Below are 14,055 nucleotides of genomic sequence, written 5' to 3' on the forward strand. Positions count from 1 at the left end.
TAAAACGTTGATAATAGCAGTGATGTTTAAAACAATAAAATGAATGCGTTAAGGCTCACGACTCGTCGTGCAATGATTGTATTTAAATTAAGATGGGTCATAATTAAGTTACTATTTTCATTCAATGTGTAAGGAATGTGCGCATGTTAATATTTATAATATTGCTGGTCGTGGTGGTGGTTATTTTTGCGGTTAAAGATATTCGCCTAAACTTGATTAGTCGTCCTACGTTTAAAATGTTCAAAAAGGTGCTTCCGCCATTATCGCAAACAGAGCGAGAGGCAATGGAAGCAGGTGATGTTTGGTGGGATGGTGAGTTATTTAGTGGTAACCCAGACTGGCAAAAACTGCACCACTTTCCAAAACCAGAGCTTAGCGATAAAGAAAACGCATTTATGGCTAACCAAGTAGAAACCTTATTGGCGATGCTTGATGATTATCAAATTGTACAAAAAGACAAAGACTTACCAAAAGAAGTGTGGGATTACCTAAAAACAGAAGGTTTTTTTGCACTGATCATTCCTGAAAAATTTGGCGGTCGTGAGTTCTCAGCAATTGCTAATTCGACGATAGTGTCAAAAATTTCGACTAAAAGCTTAACAGCCGCAGTCACTGTTATGGTGCCTAATAGCTTAGGTCCGGGCGAGTTACTTCTTCACTATGGCACTAAAGAGCAGCAAGATCGTTGGCTGCCAAGTTTAGCTAATGGTACAGATGTTCCTTGTTTTGCATTAACGGGACCAGAGGCGGGCTCTGATGCTGGCAGCATTCCTGATTCGGGCGTGGTGTGTATGGGTGAGCACAATGGCGAGCAAGTAATGGGCCTGCGTTTAAATTGGTCAAAGCGTTACATTACACTTGCACCAGTGGCTACTGTACTCGGCTTAGCATTTAAAATGTATGACCCTGATACTTTATTAGGTGATAAGAAAGAGCTAGGCATTACATGTGCTCTAATACCAACCGATCATCCGGGTGTTGAAACGGGTGAGCGTCATTATCCGCTTAATATGGCCTTTATGAATGGTACCACTTACGGTAAAGATGTATTTATACCACTGGACTGGATCATTGGCGGTCAAGAGTGTGCAGGGCGTGGCTGGAGAATGCTTGTTGAGTGTTTAAGTGCAGGGCGTGGTATATCACTACCGGCATTAAGTGCAGCAACTGGACATTTAGCTTCAAAAATGACATCGGCATACGCCATGGTACGCCAGCAGTTTGGTGTATCTATAGGGCAGTTTGAAGGTGTCCAAGAGGCACTTGCACGTATTGGTGGTTTAACTTACACACTTGAGTCGTGCAGATTAATGACCGCAGGTGCGATTGATTTAAAATTAAGCCCGTCGGTTGTAACAGCGATTGCTAAATACCATATGACTGAAATGGGTCGTACGGTAATGAATGATGCAATGGATATTCATTCAGGTAAAGGAATTCAAGTAGGGCCTAATAACTATTTAGCGCATGGCTATATGGGGATTCCAGTATCAATTACGGTTGAAGGCGCGAATATTTTAACGCGTAACTTAATGATATTTGGCCAAGGTGCAACACGCTGTCATCCATTTGTTTTAAAAGAAATGGAAGCCGCTGCAATGGAAGATGACGACGCAGCACTTGAACAATTTGATGGTTTATTAATGAACCATATAATATTTGCAGCAAGTAATGCAGGTATGGCATTTGTGCATGGCTTAACACGTAGTTATTTTGCTAAAGCGCCTGTAGGTGGTGAAACGGCTATTTATTATAAACAACTGAGTAGAATGAGCCGAGGCTTAGCTATTTGTACAGACGTTGCAATGTTAATGCTTGGCGGTGAACTTAAACGTAAAGAAATGATATCAGCGCGTTTGGGTGATGTATTAAGTCATTTGTACTTAGCATCAACTGTTTTAAAACGTTATGAAGATGAAGGGCGCCAACAAGCTGATTTACCATTTGTAAAATATGCAATTGAGAACTCATTATTTGAAATTGGCCAAGCGTTTAATGGCTTCTTTAAAAACTTTTCAAATCCGGTTGTGAATTTTATCCTTAAACGTATAGTGTTCCCGCTTGGAAACCATTACCACAGACCAAGTGATGAAATAGCACAAAGTATTTGCGAGCGTATGACTCAACCTGGTGTATTTAGAAACCGCTTAACGCATTTATGTTATGTAGATGAAAATGCAGGTACAGGGGTCATGGAAAGCGCATTTTTAGCTATGCATGATATGCAAGCGCAGTTTAAAGACTTAAAACAATGGCAGCGTAAGGGCAGTGTGCCTGCAACGCTTGATATTGAAGGTGCTATAAATTATGCGCTTGAAAATAAGTTGTTAGAGCAAACGGATGCTGATGCAATGCATCATGCTAATAAGCTACGTAAGAAAGCCATTGCAGTTGATAACTTTCAACCTGGTGAGCTGTAGCGCAGTACTTTGAATACTAGGGCGTGTTGACCTTTCGTGGTTGAATTTGCAGCAGACTGTTTGGTTTTTAGGCAAGGCAGAGCCTATGTAGTGTGGTTATTCCCCATAAATAGGCGATAACGCAGCATAAATGCCAAACATGCGCTGCCCTTTGGGTTCTTTCTAGGGACGATTAACTCTTTGTTGCTCGGTTTTTACTTAGCCCACTAGGTTACAAACCTCGCGCCGCGATTAAATCGCCCCTAGATTGAACAAATTTCAATCCACAAAGATCAACACGCCCTGCTAAACATAAAAAGGCCTTACGAATGTAAGGCCTTTTTATGTTTAATTCATTTATTTTTAACGAGCGTAAGGGTCGGCAACAATTTTATCTATGTACCATTTTCCCTTTTTACGAAGCATTTTTACACTGCGCATTTCGTCAATTTTATCACCATTTAAATAGCCGGTAAAAATAAGGTTTATTTTAGCGTTATCGCCGTATTGTTCACGGACGCTCATATTGGTCATATCAACTTCAATGGTGACTTCATCGTATTGCATATTTACTAAGTTACGGGAAAACTGTTTAGCGGTGCCGTAGGATTTCATTATACGTGTAAGGTTGGGGGTTGCCATGGTGCTGGCTTTTTGAAGGTCTTGCTGGTTATAAAGCGCATGAAAATAAGCGGTTGCTGTATCGCCAGGAGTGTCGCCAAGTGTTTTGGTATCGTCACCACAGGCTGATAAAAATAAACAGATGACCAAACTTAATAAACTCGTGATTTTTTTCATATTAATTATTATTAATTAGTTTTTTTAAAGTGTGTGGTTTATCTATGCAGATGTAAAGGTATGGCAGGCAATAAATAGAAAATTGGATAATAAATAATAAAAAAGGATGCCTAAAGCATCCTTCTAAAAATCTTAAAATTACTTATTGTACTAGTTCTTGTTCACTAAACTCTTCATCAAACATTGGGCTTGATAAGTAGCGCTCAGTTGCACTAGGTAGGATAACAACAATATTTTTATCTGCGTTTTCAGGCTTTTCAGCAATTCGCTTAGCTGCAACAACCGCTGCACCTGACGAAATACCTACTAAAATACCTTCTTTTTTCATTAACTGATGCGCCATTGCAATTGCGTCTTCGTTAGATACAAGCTCTGCGCCATCAATTAAGTCCATATCTAAGTTGCCAGGAATGAAGCCAGCACCAATACCTTGGATTTTATGAGGACCTGGTTTAATTTCTTCACCGGCAAGCGTTTGGCTAATAACTGGAGAGTTAGTTGGCTCAACAGCAATAGACTTAACGTTTAGACCTTTTTCTGTTTTAAGGTAACGGCTAACACCTGTAATAGTACCACCAGTACCTACACCGGCTACAAAAAAGTCTACTTTGCCATCAAGCGCATCATAAATTTCAGGGCCTGTTGTTTCAAAGTGAATTTTTGGGTTTGCAGGGTTTTCGAATTGTTGTAATAAAATATACTTATCAGGTGCTGTTGCTTGAATTTCTTTTGCTTTTTCAATTGCGCCATTCATACCTTTTGCACCGTCGGTAAGTACTAGATTTGCACCTAATGCTTTTAATAGCTTGCGACGTTCTAGGCTCATGGTGTTTGGCATAGTAAGCGTTAACTTGTAACCACGTGCTGCTGCAACAAATGCAAGTGCAATACCGGTGTTCCCCGATGTTGGTTCAATAAGTTCTTTACCTTCAACAAGCTGACCTGACTTTTCAGCTTCCCAAATCATCGATGCACCAATGCGGCATTTGATACTAAAGCTTGGATTACGAGATTCAACTTTAGCGTATACATTCCCACCTGTAACACGGTTAAGTTTTACCAGCGGTGTATTACCGATGCTTAGTGAGTTATCTTCAAAAATAGTAGACATAATGTTCCTTTGGATGCAATCTGATCAACGTGTTAATAGCCTTTGCTACTAACTATATAAACACACTTTACTGTGAGTTTAAAAAAACTAAAGTAAAGTTTGGCTATAACATATATCTATTGGGCTTATAACCAGTCGAAATAAAAATCAATTATTAGCGGTGCTTTAGTTATTATAGGTGCGGGCTTAATTTAAAATTTAAAGAATAAAACTTCGTTTAGTCAAAAAATGTTCAAAAGAGTATTGAATTAAGCTGTGTTTGTTTAATATTTGTGCATATGAATGTAACTTGAATAGTTTTATCACACAATGCGTCTAAAACATGATAAAAACACGTATCTAAATTCAATTAAGCAATCACAATGAAATTAATCTTAAAATTAATTGCCGGTATTGTGGCCGGTATCCTAGTTGGACTATATGTACCTATAACTGGTGTTGAACTTTTATTCACAGTAAAAGAGCTGATTGGTCAAATTATCTCTTTTACCATTCCACTTATTATATTATTTTTTATTGCATCAGGCATTGCAGGCCTACCAAAAGGGTCTGGTCACTTACTTGGTAAAACAGTCGGGTTTGCTTATAGCTCTACAATTATTGCAGGTACGCTTGCATTTTTATTAGTAAGTGCTGTTATCCCTTTTTTAAGCGGTGGTATTACATTCGAGGCAGAAGTTGCTACAGAAATTGGCAGCTTTATTGATTTAGAAATTCCACCTTTGATGGGGGTAATGACCGCATTAGTAACTGCTTTTGTATTTGGTATAGGCATGAGCCAATTAGAGCTTGATACGCTTAAAAAGGTGTCTGATCAGGGCCGAGATGTGATTGACGGATTATTATCAAAAGTAATTATCCCTGCTTTACCATTTTACATTGCAGGTGTATTTGCCGAAATGACGGTAGCGGGTACTGTGGTAGATACACTGCGAACATTTGGCGTAGTACTAATTGCAGCGCTTGTTATGCACTGGTTATGGTTAAGCGTTTTATATATAGCGACAGGTGTACTATTAAAACGTAATCCAATCGAATTAGTTAAAAATATGCTACCAGCTTACTTTACAGCGTTAGGTACTATGTCAAGTGCAGCAACGATTCCAGTATCGCTTCAATCAAGTAAAGCAAATAACGTTAAAGAAGATGTAGCAAACTTTACCGTACCACTTTGCGCGACTATTCACTTATCTGGCTCAACTATCACTATAGTAACCTGTGCAATGGCTGTTATGTTTTTATCGCCAAGCATGGAAGTCCCTTCATTAATGGGTATGCTACCGTTTATTATGATGTTAGGTGTAGTAATGATTGCAGCACCAGGTGCTCCAGGTGGCGCAGTTATGTCGGCGCTTGGTTTATTAACAAGCATGCTTGGGTTTAATGAAGGCGCGGTTGCATTAATGATTGCACTTTATTTGGCACAAGATAGCTTTGGTACTGCGTGTAATGTAACGGGTGATGGTATCATTGCGTTATGGGTTGACAGATTTAGCGAAAAATCGTCATCTTAAACTATCAGGGCGAGGCAATAATATTAGTTATTGTTTCGCTTTATGTATGTTACTGTGGCAAATTAATTTAATTAAATTGCATGTTGTTAGGTAAGTGAGGATGTTCCATTGATTAATGTACTTTTAGTTGATGACCATGAACTTGTACGAACAGGAATAAAGCGTATTCTTGATGATGTACGAGGGTTTAAAGTAATTGGTGAAGCTAAAACTGGCGAAGAGGCTGTACAGTTTTGTCGTCAGCATGCGCCAAACATAGTATTAATGGATATGAATATGCCAGGCATGGGCGGATTAGAAGCGACTAAAAAGATTTGTCGTTACTGCCCTGATGTAAAAATTATTGTGCTTACCGTTAACTGTGAAGACCCGTTTCCGAGTAAAGTAATGCAAATTGGTGCACATGGCTTTTTAACTAAAGGTGCTGGCTCTGACGAAATGGTGCGTGCCATTCGTTGTGTTCATGCCGGTCAGCGTTATATTGCTCCTGAAATTGCACAGCAAATAGCACTTGCGCAAGTGACAGGTCGCACAGACGAAAATCCTTTTCAGAGCTTATCTGAACGCGAACTGCAAATTATGCTTATGATCACTAAAGGTGAAAAAGCACAAAATATAGCTGAGCGTTTAAACCTAAGTTCAAAAACAGTAAATAGCTATCGCTATCGTATGTTTGAAAAGCTAAATGTAGGTGGTGATGTTGAGCTTACCCATTTAGCAATTCGTCATAAAATGATTGATATAGACGTTTCGTACTAACTATAATTTATGTCTGAATTTGATCACGTACATTTTCTCAAAACGCTATCAAGTGAGCCGGGTGTATACCGCATGCTTGATAGTGACAACCAAGTTATTTATGTTGGTAAAGCTAAGCATTTAAAAAAGCGTGTGAGCAGTTACTTTAGAAGTAACATTACCGATAGCAAAACACGCGTTTTAGTGAGTAATATTTGTGACATCGAAGTCACACTCACTAATACTGAAACAGAAGCGCTGCTGCTTGAAAATAATCTAATAAAAAAATACCAGCCTCGCTACAACATATTATTACGCGACGATAAGTCGTATCCCTATATTTTATTAACTAGCCATAAACACCCTCGTTTAGCGTTTCATCGTGGCAGCCGTAAAATTAAAGGTGAGTACTTTGGGCCTTTTCCGAGCGCGGGAGCGGTATCTGAAAGCTTGCGCTTAATGCAAAAAATATTTCCTGTTCGTCAATGTGAAGATGCTTATTACCGCGCAAGAAGTCGCCCGTGTCTGCAATATCAGCTTAAGCGTTGTTCAGCTCCGTGTGTGAATAAAGTTACGGATGATGATTACAGCGAGCAAGTTGACTATGTCCGTAAGTTTTTAACGGGTAAATCTCACGAAGTTATTGCTGATTTAATAAAGAAAATGGAAGCAGCCAGCCTACAATTAAACTTTGAACTGGCGGCAAAAGTTCGCGACCAAATAATGCTACTTCGTAAAATGCAGGAGCAACAGTCTATATCAGGTAATTTTGCTGAAATGGACGTAGTTGGTTTTGCTCATTTAAATGGTTTAAATGGTATTCATTTATTAATGATCCGCGATCACAAAGTATTGGGTAGTAAAACGTATTTTCCAAAAGTACCTAAAGATTCAAGTGAGCAAGAAATATTGACTTCATTTTTAGGACAGTACTATTTAGCGCCAGGAGCAACAGGGCGTATTGCAAAAGAAATCATATTACCTTTTGAAATAGAAGAGAGCGGGGCACTCGGTGAAGCACTCACACAAATAAGTGAGCGCAAAGTAACACTTAAAGTAGTTACCCGTGGTGAGCGTGCTCAATACTTACAACTGGCCAATAAAAATGCATTAAACAGTATTGCAGTTAAGCAAAGTACCCAAGACTCTATTAATAAACGTTATGCACAATTAAAAGCAACACTGCGACTTGATGATATTACCCGAATGGAGTGTTTTGATATAAGCCACACCATGGGTGAGAACACTGTTGCAAGTTGTGTTGTATTTGACTCACAAGGCCCAAATACGAAAGAGTATAGGCGCTATAATGTAACGGGTATAACCGGTGGTGATGATTATGCTGCAATGGAGTTTGCACTTAATAAGCGTTACAACAAATTAGTAGATGAAGACAAAATTCCAGACGTTATCTTTATTGATGGTGGTAAGGGGCAACTTGGGCGCGCGGAGCAGTACTTTTCTAACTGGCCACATACAAAAATGCCTTTATTAGTAGGTGTCGCTAAAGGTACTAGCCGTAAGCCTGGCCTTGAAACACTATTAATTGACGGTGGTCGAAAAACCATTCCTATGGATTCAGATGCACCTGCGCTACATTTAATACAGCATATACGTGATGAATCTCATCGTTTTGCAATTGCAGGGCATCGTAATAAACGCCAAAAACAACGTACGCAATCACTACTAGAAGAAATAAATGGAGTCGGCTCCAAGCGTCGGCAAACATTATTAAAATATTTAGGGGGCATGCAGGGAGTAAAAGCTGCTAATATAGAACAGTTAAAGAAAGTTCCTGGGATCAGCCCTGACATGGCTGAGAAGATATTTAACCATTTGCATGACAAGGGCTAGCCCTACATGCGAATATAGCAAAAAAGACATATCCAAGTAGTTATGTGGAATATTCCAAACACACTCACAACATTTAGACTTTTTCTTATCCCCGTTTTTTTGGTGATATTTTATTTGCCTTATAGCTGGGCTTTTTTTGCTGCCGCCTTTATTTTTTGGCTTGCATCAATCACCGATATACTAGACGGTTATTTAGCAAGAAAGCTTGAGCAATCAACCCCTTTTGGTGCTTTTTTAGATCCTGTTGCTGATAAAGTAATGGTATGTGCCTCACTTGTAGCGTTATCTGATCAGTACCAGTCAATGTACATGACCATACCTGCTCTTATTATAATAAGCCGTGAAATTATCATATCTGCACTTCGTGAATGGATGGCAGAGCAGGGTAAGCGTGGTAATGTCGCTGTATCAAACATGGGTAAAATCAAGACGGCTGCACAAATGTTAGCCATTATCGGTTTGATTTGGCAATATGATACATGGATGAACTATTTAAGTTTTGGACTACTGTACATTGCGACCTTTTTAACCTTGAGTTCTATGATGCAATATTTACGTGCAGCATGGGGTGAATTGACTAAAAATTAACTCTAAATGTATAATAACGCACCGTTTTAGATAAAAAACAAGCAAACAGTTCAAAACTAGCATTTTTTGTATTGACGCGTTTAATAATCTCTGTAGAATGCGTCCGTGTTGAGAGGGCATAGCCCCCGAGATAAACGAAACGGTAATTAATCAGTTGCCTGAATGTTCACATAAATCATCATGTGCTAATTCAAATAACTGATAAATAAAATGCGGTACTAGCTCAGTTGGTAGAGCGCGACCTTGCCAAGGTCGAGGTCACGAGTTCGAGCCTCGTGTACCGCTCCAAGTTTATCTTAAGGTTAATACCCCGTACTGGGGCGGAATGGCAGAGTGGCCATGCACCGGATTGCAAATCCGTCTACCTCGGTTCGACTCCGGGTTCCGCCTCCATTTCAACACTCCACACGCTTTAGTTAGCAAACTCGATGCCCGAGTGGTGGAATTGGTAGACACAAGGGATTTAAAATCCCTCGACTAACAAGTCGTGCCGGTTCAAGTCCGGCCTCGGGCACCACTTTGTGGTTTAATTGCATTACCAAGTGTAATTTATAAAATGGTTAATTTAGAATTAATATGATGCGGTACTAGCTCAGTTGGTAGAGCGCGACCTTGCCAAGGTCGAGGTCACGAGTTCGAGCCTCGTGTACCGCTCCATATTAGTTTTATCCACTTGCTTTAAATAGCAAACTCGATGCCCGAGTGGTGGAATTGGTAGACACAAGGGATTTAAAATCCCTCGACTAACAAGTCGTGCCGGTTCAAGTCCGGCCTCGGGCACCACTTTAAATTGTTTAACCAAGATAATTTGAAGTTGATAAAATAGTATTTTGCGGTACTAGCTCAGTTGGTAGAGCGCGACCTTGCCAAGGTCGAGGTCACGAGTTCGAGCCTCGTGTACCGCTCCAAATTATTTGGAAACATTTAGGCGGAATGGCAGAGTGGCCATGCACCGGATTGCAAATCCGTTTACCCCGGTTCGACTCCGGGTTCCGCCTCCATATAATTTACTCCACACGCTTTAATTAGCAAACTCGATGCCCGAGTGGTGGAATTGGTAGACACAAGGGATTTAAAATCCCTCGACTAACAAGTCGTGCCGGTTCAAGTCCGGCCTCGGGCACCATCTTTACTAAAATCCTCAGATAAAATTCACTTAAATTCTAAATTGCTTCTAATTTTAAAAAATTCAAAAATTATTCTTACTTAAATTCTCTAATCTTATTTTTAATACCTACTTACCTTTAAAATCTATTTCCTTTTAATATCTTAGAGTTTCACCATCCTCAAAATAGATCACTTAATTAAGCGAATTGGTATAAGAGCACCTGTTTATAACAGAGCAAAAAATCAGAACGCTGGTTATTTAATTTTCTTGGCAATTACTCCTGCACCTAAGTTTTAACGAGGGGTGGCATTAATGAATGTAATAGAAGTGCGGTGTCTAAAATAAATTTAAGGTGGGAGTATAGGGAATGCGTTAAGCACTTAGTTATACGAATTGCGAAGATTTTATAAGCGACCCTTGAGGATCGCTTATAAAGGATAAATTGTTATTGCAGTTTACTCTGAGCTTTGTAAATTGGATACTCGCTCAACAAGCCTTGAATAAGCGCAACACACATTAAAATAAGTACTATTGAAAACGGCAAAGCTGTAGTAACTACGCCCGACTGAAGCGCTTGCAATGCTTGCGAGCCACCAACCCAGAGCAATACTGCTGCAATCACGCCTTCGACTGTAGCCCAAAATATACGTTGTGGCACTGGTGCATCTATTTTACCGCCCGCAGTTATACCATCTATTACAAGCGATCCTGAATCAGACGACGTTATAAAAAACACCAAAACGAGTGCTATAGAAATAATAGAAATAAAACTAGAAAGAGGTAACTGCTCGTATACTTGAAATAAAGTCACTGAGATATCAGTTAAACCATTTTGTCCAAGTGGGCCAACTTTATCTATAACTTGTGTAATTGCCATATTTCCGAATACGCCCATCCAAACCAAACTAAGAAGCGTTGGTAGGCCAATGACGACGAGTAAAAACTCGCGTACAGTGCGCCCCTTTGAAACTCGGGCAATAAACATCCCAACAAACGGCGACCATGATATCCACCATGCCCAATAAAACACAGTCCAAGAGTGCATCCAATCTTCATCGGGTCTATTAAAAGGATTACTTAAAGGTACAAAGTGCTCTACGTACGCCCCAAGGGTAAACCAAATAGCAGTAATTGCATCAGAGAAAGTAAGGGCAATAACGGCTAATAATAAAATAAATGCACAAATTAAATTAACATTGCTCAGTACTTTAACACCCCCCTCAATACCTCTAATAACTGAGAAAATTGCAATGCACGTTACTAAACCAATAACAGATATTTGAAAAGCAGTCCCGTAATCAGTGCCTAACAGATAATTTATCCCGCTGGTAGCTTGTTGAGCGCCAAGGCCTAGCGATGTAGCTAAACCAAATAAAGTAGACAGTACAGCGAGTATATCTATGATATGACCGAGCCATCCCCAGGCGCGATCACCAAATAATGGATAAAAAACCGAACGTATAGATAATGGAAGGCCTTTATTAAATGCAAAAAAAGCCAAGCTTAATCCAACAACAGCGTAAATCGCCCATCCATGTAAACCCCAGTGGTACATGGTTGCACCCAAAGCTAAAGAGTGTGCTTGCGGTGAGTTTGGCTCAACGCCCATAGGCATATGATACCAACCAGTATAATATGCAGTTGGCTCAGCAACTCCCCAAAACAGTAAGCCAATCCCCATTCCTGCTGCAAAGAGCATTGAAAGCCATGACATGTAACCATGTTCAGGACGAGCTTTTACGCCACCCAACCGAATTTTACCTAAAGGAGAAAATGCTAAAATAACGCAAAAGATCACAAAGGCATTGGCTAGTAACATAAAGTAACTATCAAATTGATTAATTATTAGGTCTTTAGTCGAGGTTAGTGCATCACGGGTAACGGTAGGGTCAAAAACTAGGGTAAGTATTACAAATAAAACAACTAAGAAGGCGCTTATACCAAATACTGGATTATGGATATCAAATCCCCACTTTTGTACATTATCTTGCCCAACTTGGTAATCAGTAGTGTCTATACTGTATTTTTTTGTCATGTCATCCATCGGCTCTCCTTTTTATAGATAACTTAATTCATATGTCCTACGTAATTAAATATAAAATAGTTTTAAAATTAATATAACTTTTTATTTATAAGCAATGAGATGATTAAGCGTAGTATTTGTTATTTTTAGAACTAAAAAAGCGAGCCGTAGCTCGCTGATTATTTTCTATTCCCAGGCCTCTGGGTCAACCTCTTTAGCAAGTTTAGGATGCTTACTTTTGTCAAAGGTGGGTATTAAGCCCTTTTTGCGTTGTTCGTTATAGTCTTTTGAAAGCCATACAACAACACCTGAAAGCATAAATAGCGCTATAACGTTTACAATGGCCATTAAACCCATTGATATATCTGCCAGCGTCCAAATTAAACCAAGCTCACCAACAGCACCAAACATCACCATACCTAAAACAACAAGTCTAAAGATAAACATACCTTTATTAGAGTTGTGTTCTAAAAACATTAAATTTGTTTCAGCGTAAGAGTAATTGGCCACAATAGAAGTAAAGGCAAAAAACAATATAGCAATAGCAATAAAGTAAGTACCCCAGTTGCCGACATGTTCTTGTAATGCTGCTTGTGTAAGTTCAATCCCCATAACACCAGATTCAGGTACTAATTGCTGCGATAGTAAAATAAGAGAAGCAGTCGCTGTACAAATAACAATAGTATCAATAAATACGCCTAACATTTGCACATAACCTTGTGATGCTGGGTGAGGAGGGTAAGGCGTCGCAGTAGCCGCGGCATTAGCTGCACTACCCATACCAGCTTCGTTTGAGAATAAACCACGCTTTATACCTTGGATCATCGCTTGTGTGACACCGTATCCAATAGCACCAGCACCAGCTTGTTCAATACCAAAAGCACTTTTTATAATAAGTACTAGCACATCTGGTAGTGCAGTAAAGTTAATGGCGCATACATAAAGTGCAACCAGCAGGTAAGCTAATGCCATAAATGGCACAACCATTTCAGCAAAGCGAGAAATTGTTTTTAGGCCACCAAAAATAATGATGCCAGAACCAATAACCAAGCAAATGCCTACTATATACTTAGGTACATCAAACGCTACTTCAAATGCTGCAGCAATAGAGTTTGACTGTACTGCGTTAAATACTAAACCAAAGGCTAAAATTAAACATAACGAGAATAAAGTTCCCATCCAACGTTTGCCTAGACCGTTTTGCATATAATAAGCAGGGCCACCTCTAAAATTACCATCTGCATCTTTTGTTTTATAAGCCTGAGCTAGAGTACTCTCGGCAAAACTTGTAGCCATACCTATTAATGCAATAAGCCACATCCAGAAAATAGCACCTGGGCCACCTAGGTATAAGGCGACGGCAACACCTGCCATATTGCCAGTACCGACACGAGCTGCTAATGAAGTACAAAAAGCCTGAAAGGATGAAATTTCGTTATCGGCACATTTACGAGAACCAAACATAACTTTGAACATATGTGGGAATTGCACAAATTGAATAAAGCCTAGTCGAAAAGTAAAGAAGAGGCCCGCTGCTATTAATAAGTAGACGAGAACTTGCCCCCATAGAAGGGCACTTATACTATTTATTATGTCTGTCATGGATACTGCCTAAATACATGAGTTAAAAAAAGTGACCGCAACTTATCACATCAGGATAAAAGTGTTTAGTTTTAAAGTTCAAAAACAGAGTTATCAACAGGGTTTTGTGGGTAACTTGTGTCTATCGTGTGCGCTTGCTTGGGGCTTAATTTTAATTACTGTTTTATGCAAATAACGCTTGCGTAAAATCCGCCGCTCCCTATAATGCGACCCCACTGAGACGGGAAACAGCAACGCATAGCGAGGCACGAACAACTCAGGGTGTTAAGTAAAACTTAGATTGAATCTTTTTAGAAAGTTTAAATTTAAGTGTTGACAAA

General features: G+C 39.5%; 9 protein-coding genes and 8 tRNA genes. 13 read left to right on the forward strand and 4 right to left on the reverse strand.

Going from position 1 to position 14,055, the window contains the following annotated elements; genetic code table 11:
- Nucleotides 1-143 precede the first annotated feature (143 nt).
- Nucleotides 144-2,420, forward strand: a complete 2,277-nt coding sequence (locus H5117_RS17705) for an acyl-CoA dehydrogenase (RefSeq protein WP_182738801.1) — start codon at nucleotides 144-146, stop codon at nucleotides 2,418-2,420.
- 342 nt (nucleotides 2,421-2,762) lie between these two features.
- Here H5117_RS17705 and H5117_RS17710 read toward each other — a convergent pair whose 3' ends face one another.
- Nucleotides 2,763-3,197: a hypothetical protein gene (locus H5117_RS17710; RefSeq protein WP_182738802.1), complete on the reverse strand. Its 435-nt coding sequence runs from the start codon at nucleotides 3,195-3,197 to the stop codon at nucleotides 2,763-2,765.
- Between the two features lie 142 nt (nucleotides 3,198-3,339).
- The gene (gene cysK, locus H5117_RS17715; RefSeq protein ID WP_002963138.1) at nucleotides 3,340-4,308 is read right to left on the reverse strand and encodes a cysteine synthase A; all 969 of its coding nucleotides are present in this window, start codon (nucleotides 4,306-4,308) and stop codon (nucleotides 3,340-3,342) included.
- Nucleotides 4,309-4,670: 362 nt separating this feature from the next.
- Between cysK and H5117_RS17720 the strand changes: the two genes are divergently transcribed.
- The 12 genes from H5117_RS17720 to H5117_RS17775 all read left to right on the forward strand — a co-directional run bounded on the left by H5117_RS17720 (nucleotide 4,671) and on the right by H5117_RS17775 (nucleotide 10,128).
- Entirely contained in the window at nucleotides 4,671-5,822 is a 1,152-nt protein-coding gene (locus H5117_RS17720; protein ID WP_182696260.1) for a dicarboxylate/amino acid:cation symporter, read from the forward strand.
- A gap of 108 nt (nucleotides 5,823-5,930) precedes the next feature.
- Nucleotides 5,931-6,581 carry a UvrY/SirA/GacA family response regulator transcription factor gene (gene uvrY / locus H5117_RS17725; protein ID WP_002963136.1) on the forward strand — a complete coding sequence of 217 codons (651 nt, stop codon included), beginning with the start codon at nucleotides 5,931-5,933 and terminating at the stop codon, nucleotides 6,579-6,581.
- A gap of 9 nt (nucleotides 6,582-6,590) precedes the next feature.
- Nucleotides 6,591-8,414 carry an excinuclease ABC subunit UvrC gene (gene uvrC / locus H5117_RS17730; RefSeq protein WP_039488521.1) on the forward strand — a complete coding sequence of 608 codons (1,824 nt, stop codon included), beginning with the start codon at nucleotides 6,591-6,593 and terminating at the stop codon, nucleotides 8,412-8,414.
- A 42-nt stretch (nucleotides 8,415-8,456) separates the two neighbouring features.
- Nucleotides 8,457-9,002 carry a CDP-diacylglycerol--glycerol-3-phosphate 3-phosphatidyltransferase gene (gene pgsA, locus H5117_RS17735; RefSeq protein WP_182738803.1) on the forward strand — a complete coding sequence of 182 codons (546 nt, stop codon included), beginning with the start codon at nucleotides 8,457-8,459 and terminating at the stop codon, nucleotides 9,000-9,002.
- Nucleotides 9,003-9,214: 212 nt separating this feature from the next.
- Nucleotides 9,215-9,290 (forward strand) — tRNA-Gly (locus H5117_RS17740).
- 31 nt (nucleotides 9,291-9,321) lie between these two features.
- Nucleotides 9,322-9,395, forward strand: a tRNA-Cys gene (locus H5117_RS17745).
- A 37-nt stretch (nucleotides 9,396-9,432) separates the two neighbouring features.
- Nucleotides 9,433-9,519 (forward strand) — tRNA-Leu (locus tag H5117_RS17750).
- Nucleotides 9,520-9,583: 64 nt separating this feature from the next.
- A tRNA-Gly gene (locus tag H5117_RS17755) sits at nucleotides 9,584-9,659 on the forward strand.
- Nucleotides 9,660-9,698: 39 nt separating this feature from the next.
- Nucleotides 9,699-9,785, forward strand: a tRNA-Leu gene (locus tag H5117_RS17760).
- Between the two features lie 49 nt (nucleotides 9,786-9,834).
- Nucleotides 9,835-9,910 (forward strand) — tRNA-Gly (locus H5117_RS17765).
- Between the two features lie 19 nt (nucleotides 9,911-9,929).
- Nucleotides 9,930-10,003 (forward strand) — tRNA-Cys (locus H5117_RS17770).
- 38 nt (nucleotides 10,004-10,041) lie between these two features.
- A tRNA-Leu gene (locus tag H5117_RS17775) sits at nucleotides 10,042-10,128 on the forward strand.
- A 427-nt stretch (nucleotides 10,129-10,555) separates the two neighbouring features.
- On the opposite strand, the gene H5117_RS17780 is transcribed toward H5117_RS17775, so the two are convergent.
- Entirely contained in the window at nucleotides 10,556-12,154 is a 1,599-nt protein-coding gene (locus tag H5117_RS17780; RefSeq protein WP_182738804.1) for a BCCT family transporter, read from the reverse strand.
- Nucleotides 12,155-12,319: 165 nt separating this feature from the next.
- On the reverse strand, nucleotides 12,320-13,735 hold the full coding sequence (locus H5117_RS17785) for a sodium:alanine symporter family protein (RefSeq protein WP_024603385.1): 1,416 nt from the start codon (nucleotides 13,733-13,735) through the stop codon (nucleotides 12,320-12,322).
- Nucleotides 13,736-14,055: the final 320 nt, after the last annotated feature.

It is taken from the genome of Pseudoalteromonas sp. SG45-1 (assembly GCF_014164135.1).
Lineage (GTDB): Bacteria > Pseudomonadota > Gammaproteobacteria > Enterobacterales > Alteromonadaceae > Pseudoalteromonas > Pseudoalteromonas distincta.

Bases quoted from the DNA above. Each gene is read 5' to 3' on its own strand.
- H5117_RS17705 (WP_182738801.1), top strand. From the start codon at position 144: ATGTTAATATTTATAATATTGCTGGTCGTGGTGGTGGTTATTTTTGCG.
- H5117_RS17710 (WP_182738802.1), bottom strand. From the start codon at position 3,197: ATGAAAAAAATCACGAGTTTATTAAGTTTGGTCATCTGTTTATTTTTA.
- cysK (WP_002963138.1), bottom strand. From the start codon at position 4,308: ATGTCTACTATTTTTGAAGATAACTCACTAAGCATCGGTAATACACCG.
- H5117_RS17720 (WP_182696260.1), top strand. From the start codon at position 4,671: ATGAAATTAATCTTAAAATTAATTGCCGGTATTGTGGCCGGTATCCTA.
- uvrC (WP_039488521.1), top strand. From the start codon at position 6,591: ATGTCTGAATTTGATCACGTACATTTTCTCAAAACGCTATCAAGTGAG.
- pgsA (WP_182738803.1), top strand. From the start codon at position 8,457: ATGTGGAATATTCCAAACACACTCACAACATTTAGACTTTTTCTTATC.
- H5117_RS17780 (WP_182738804.1), bottom strand. From the start codon at position 12,154: ATGGATGACATGACAAAAAAATACAGTATAGACACTACTGATTACCAA.
- H5117_RS17785 (WP_024603385.1), bottom strand. From the start codon at position 13,735: ATGACAGACATAATAAATAGTATAAGTGCCCTTCTATGGGGGCAAGTT.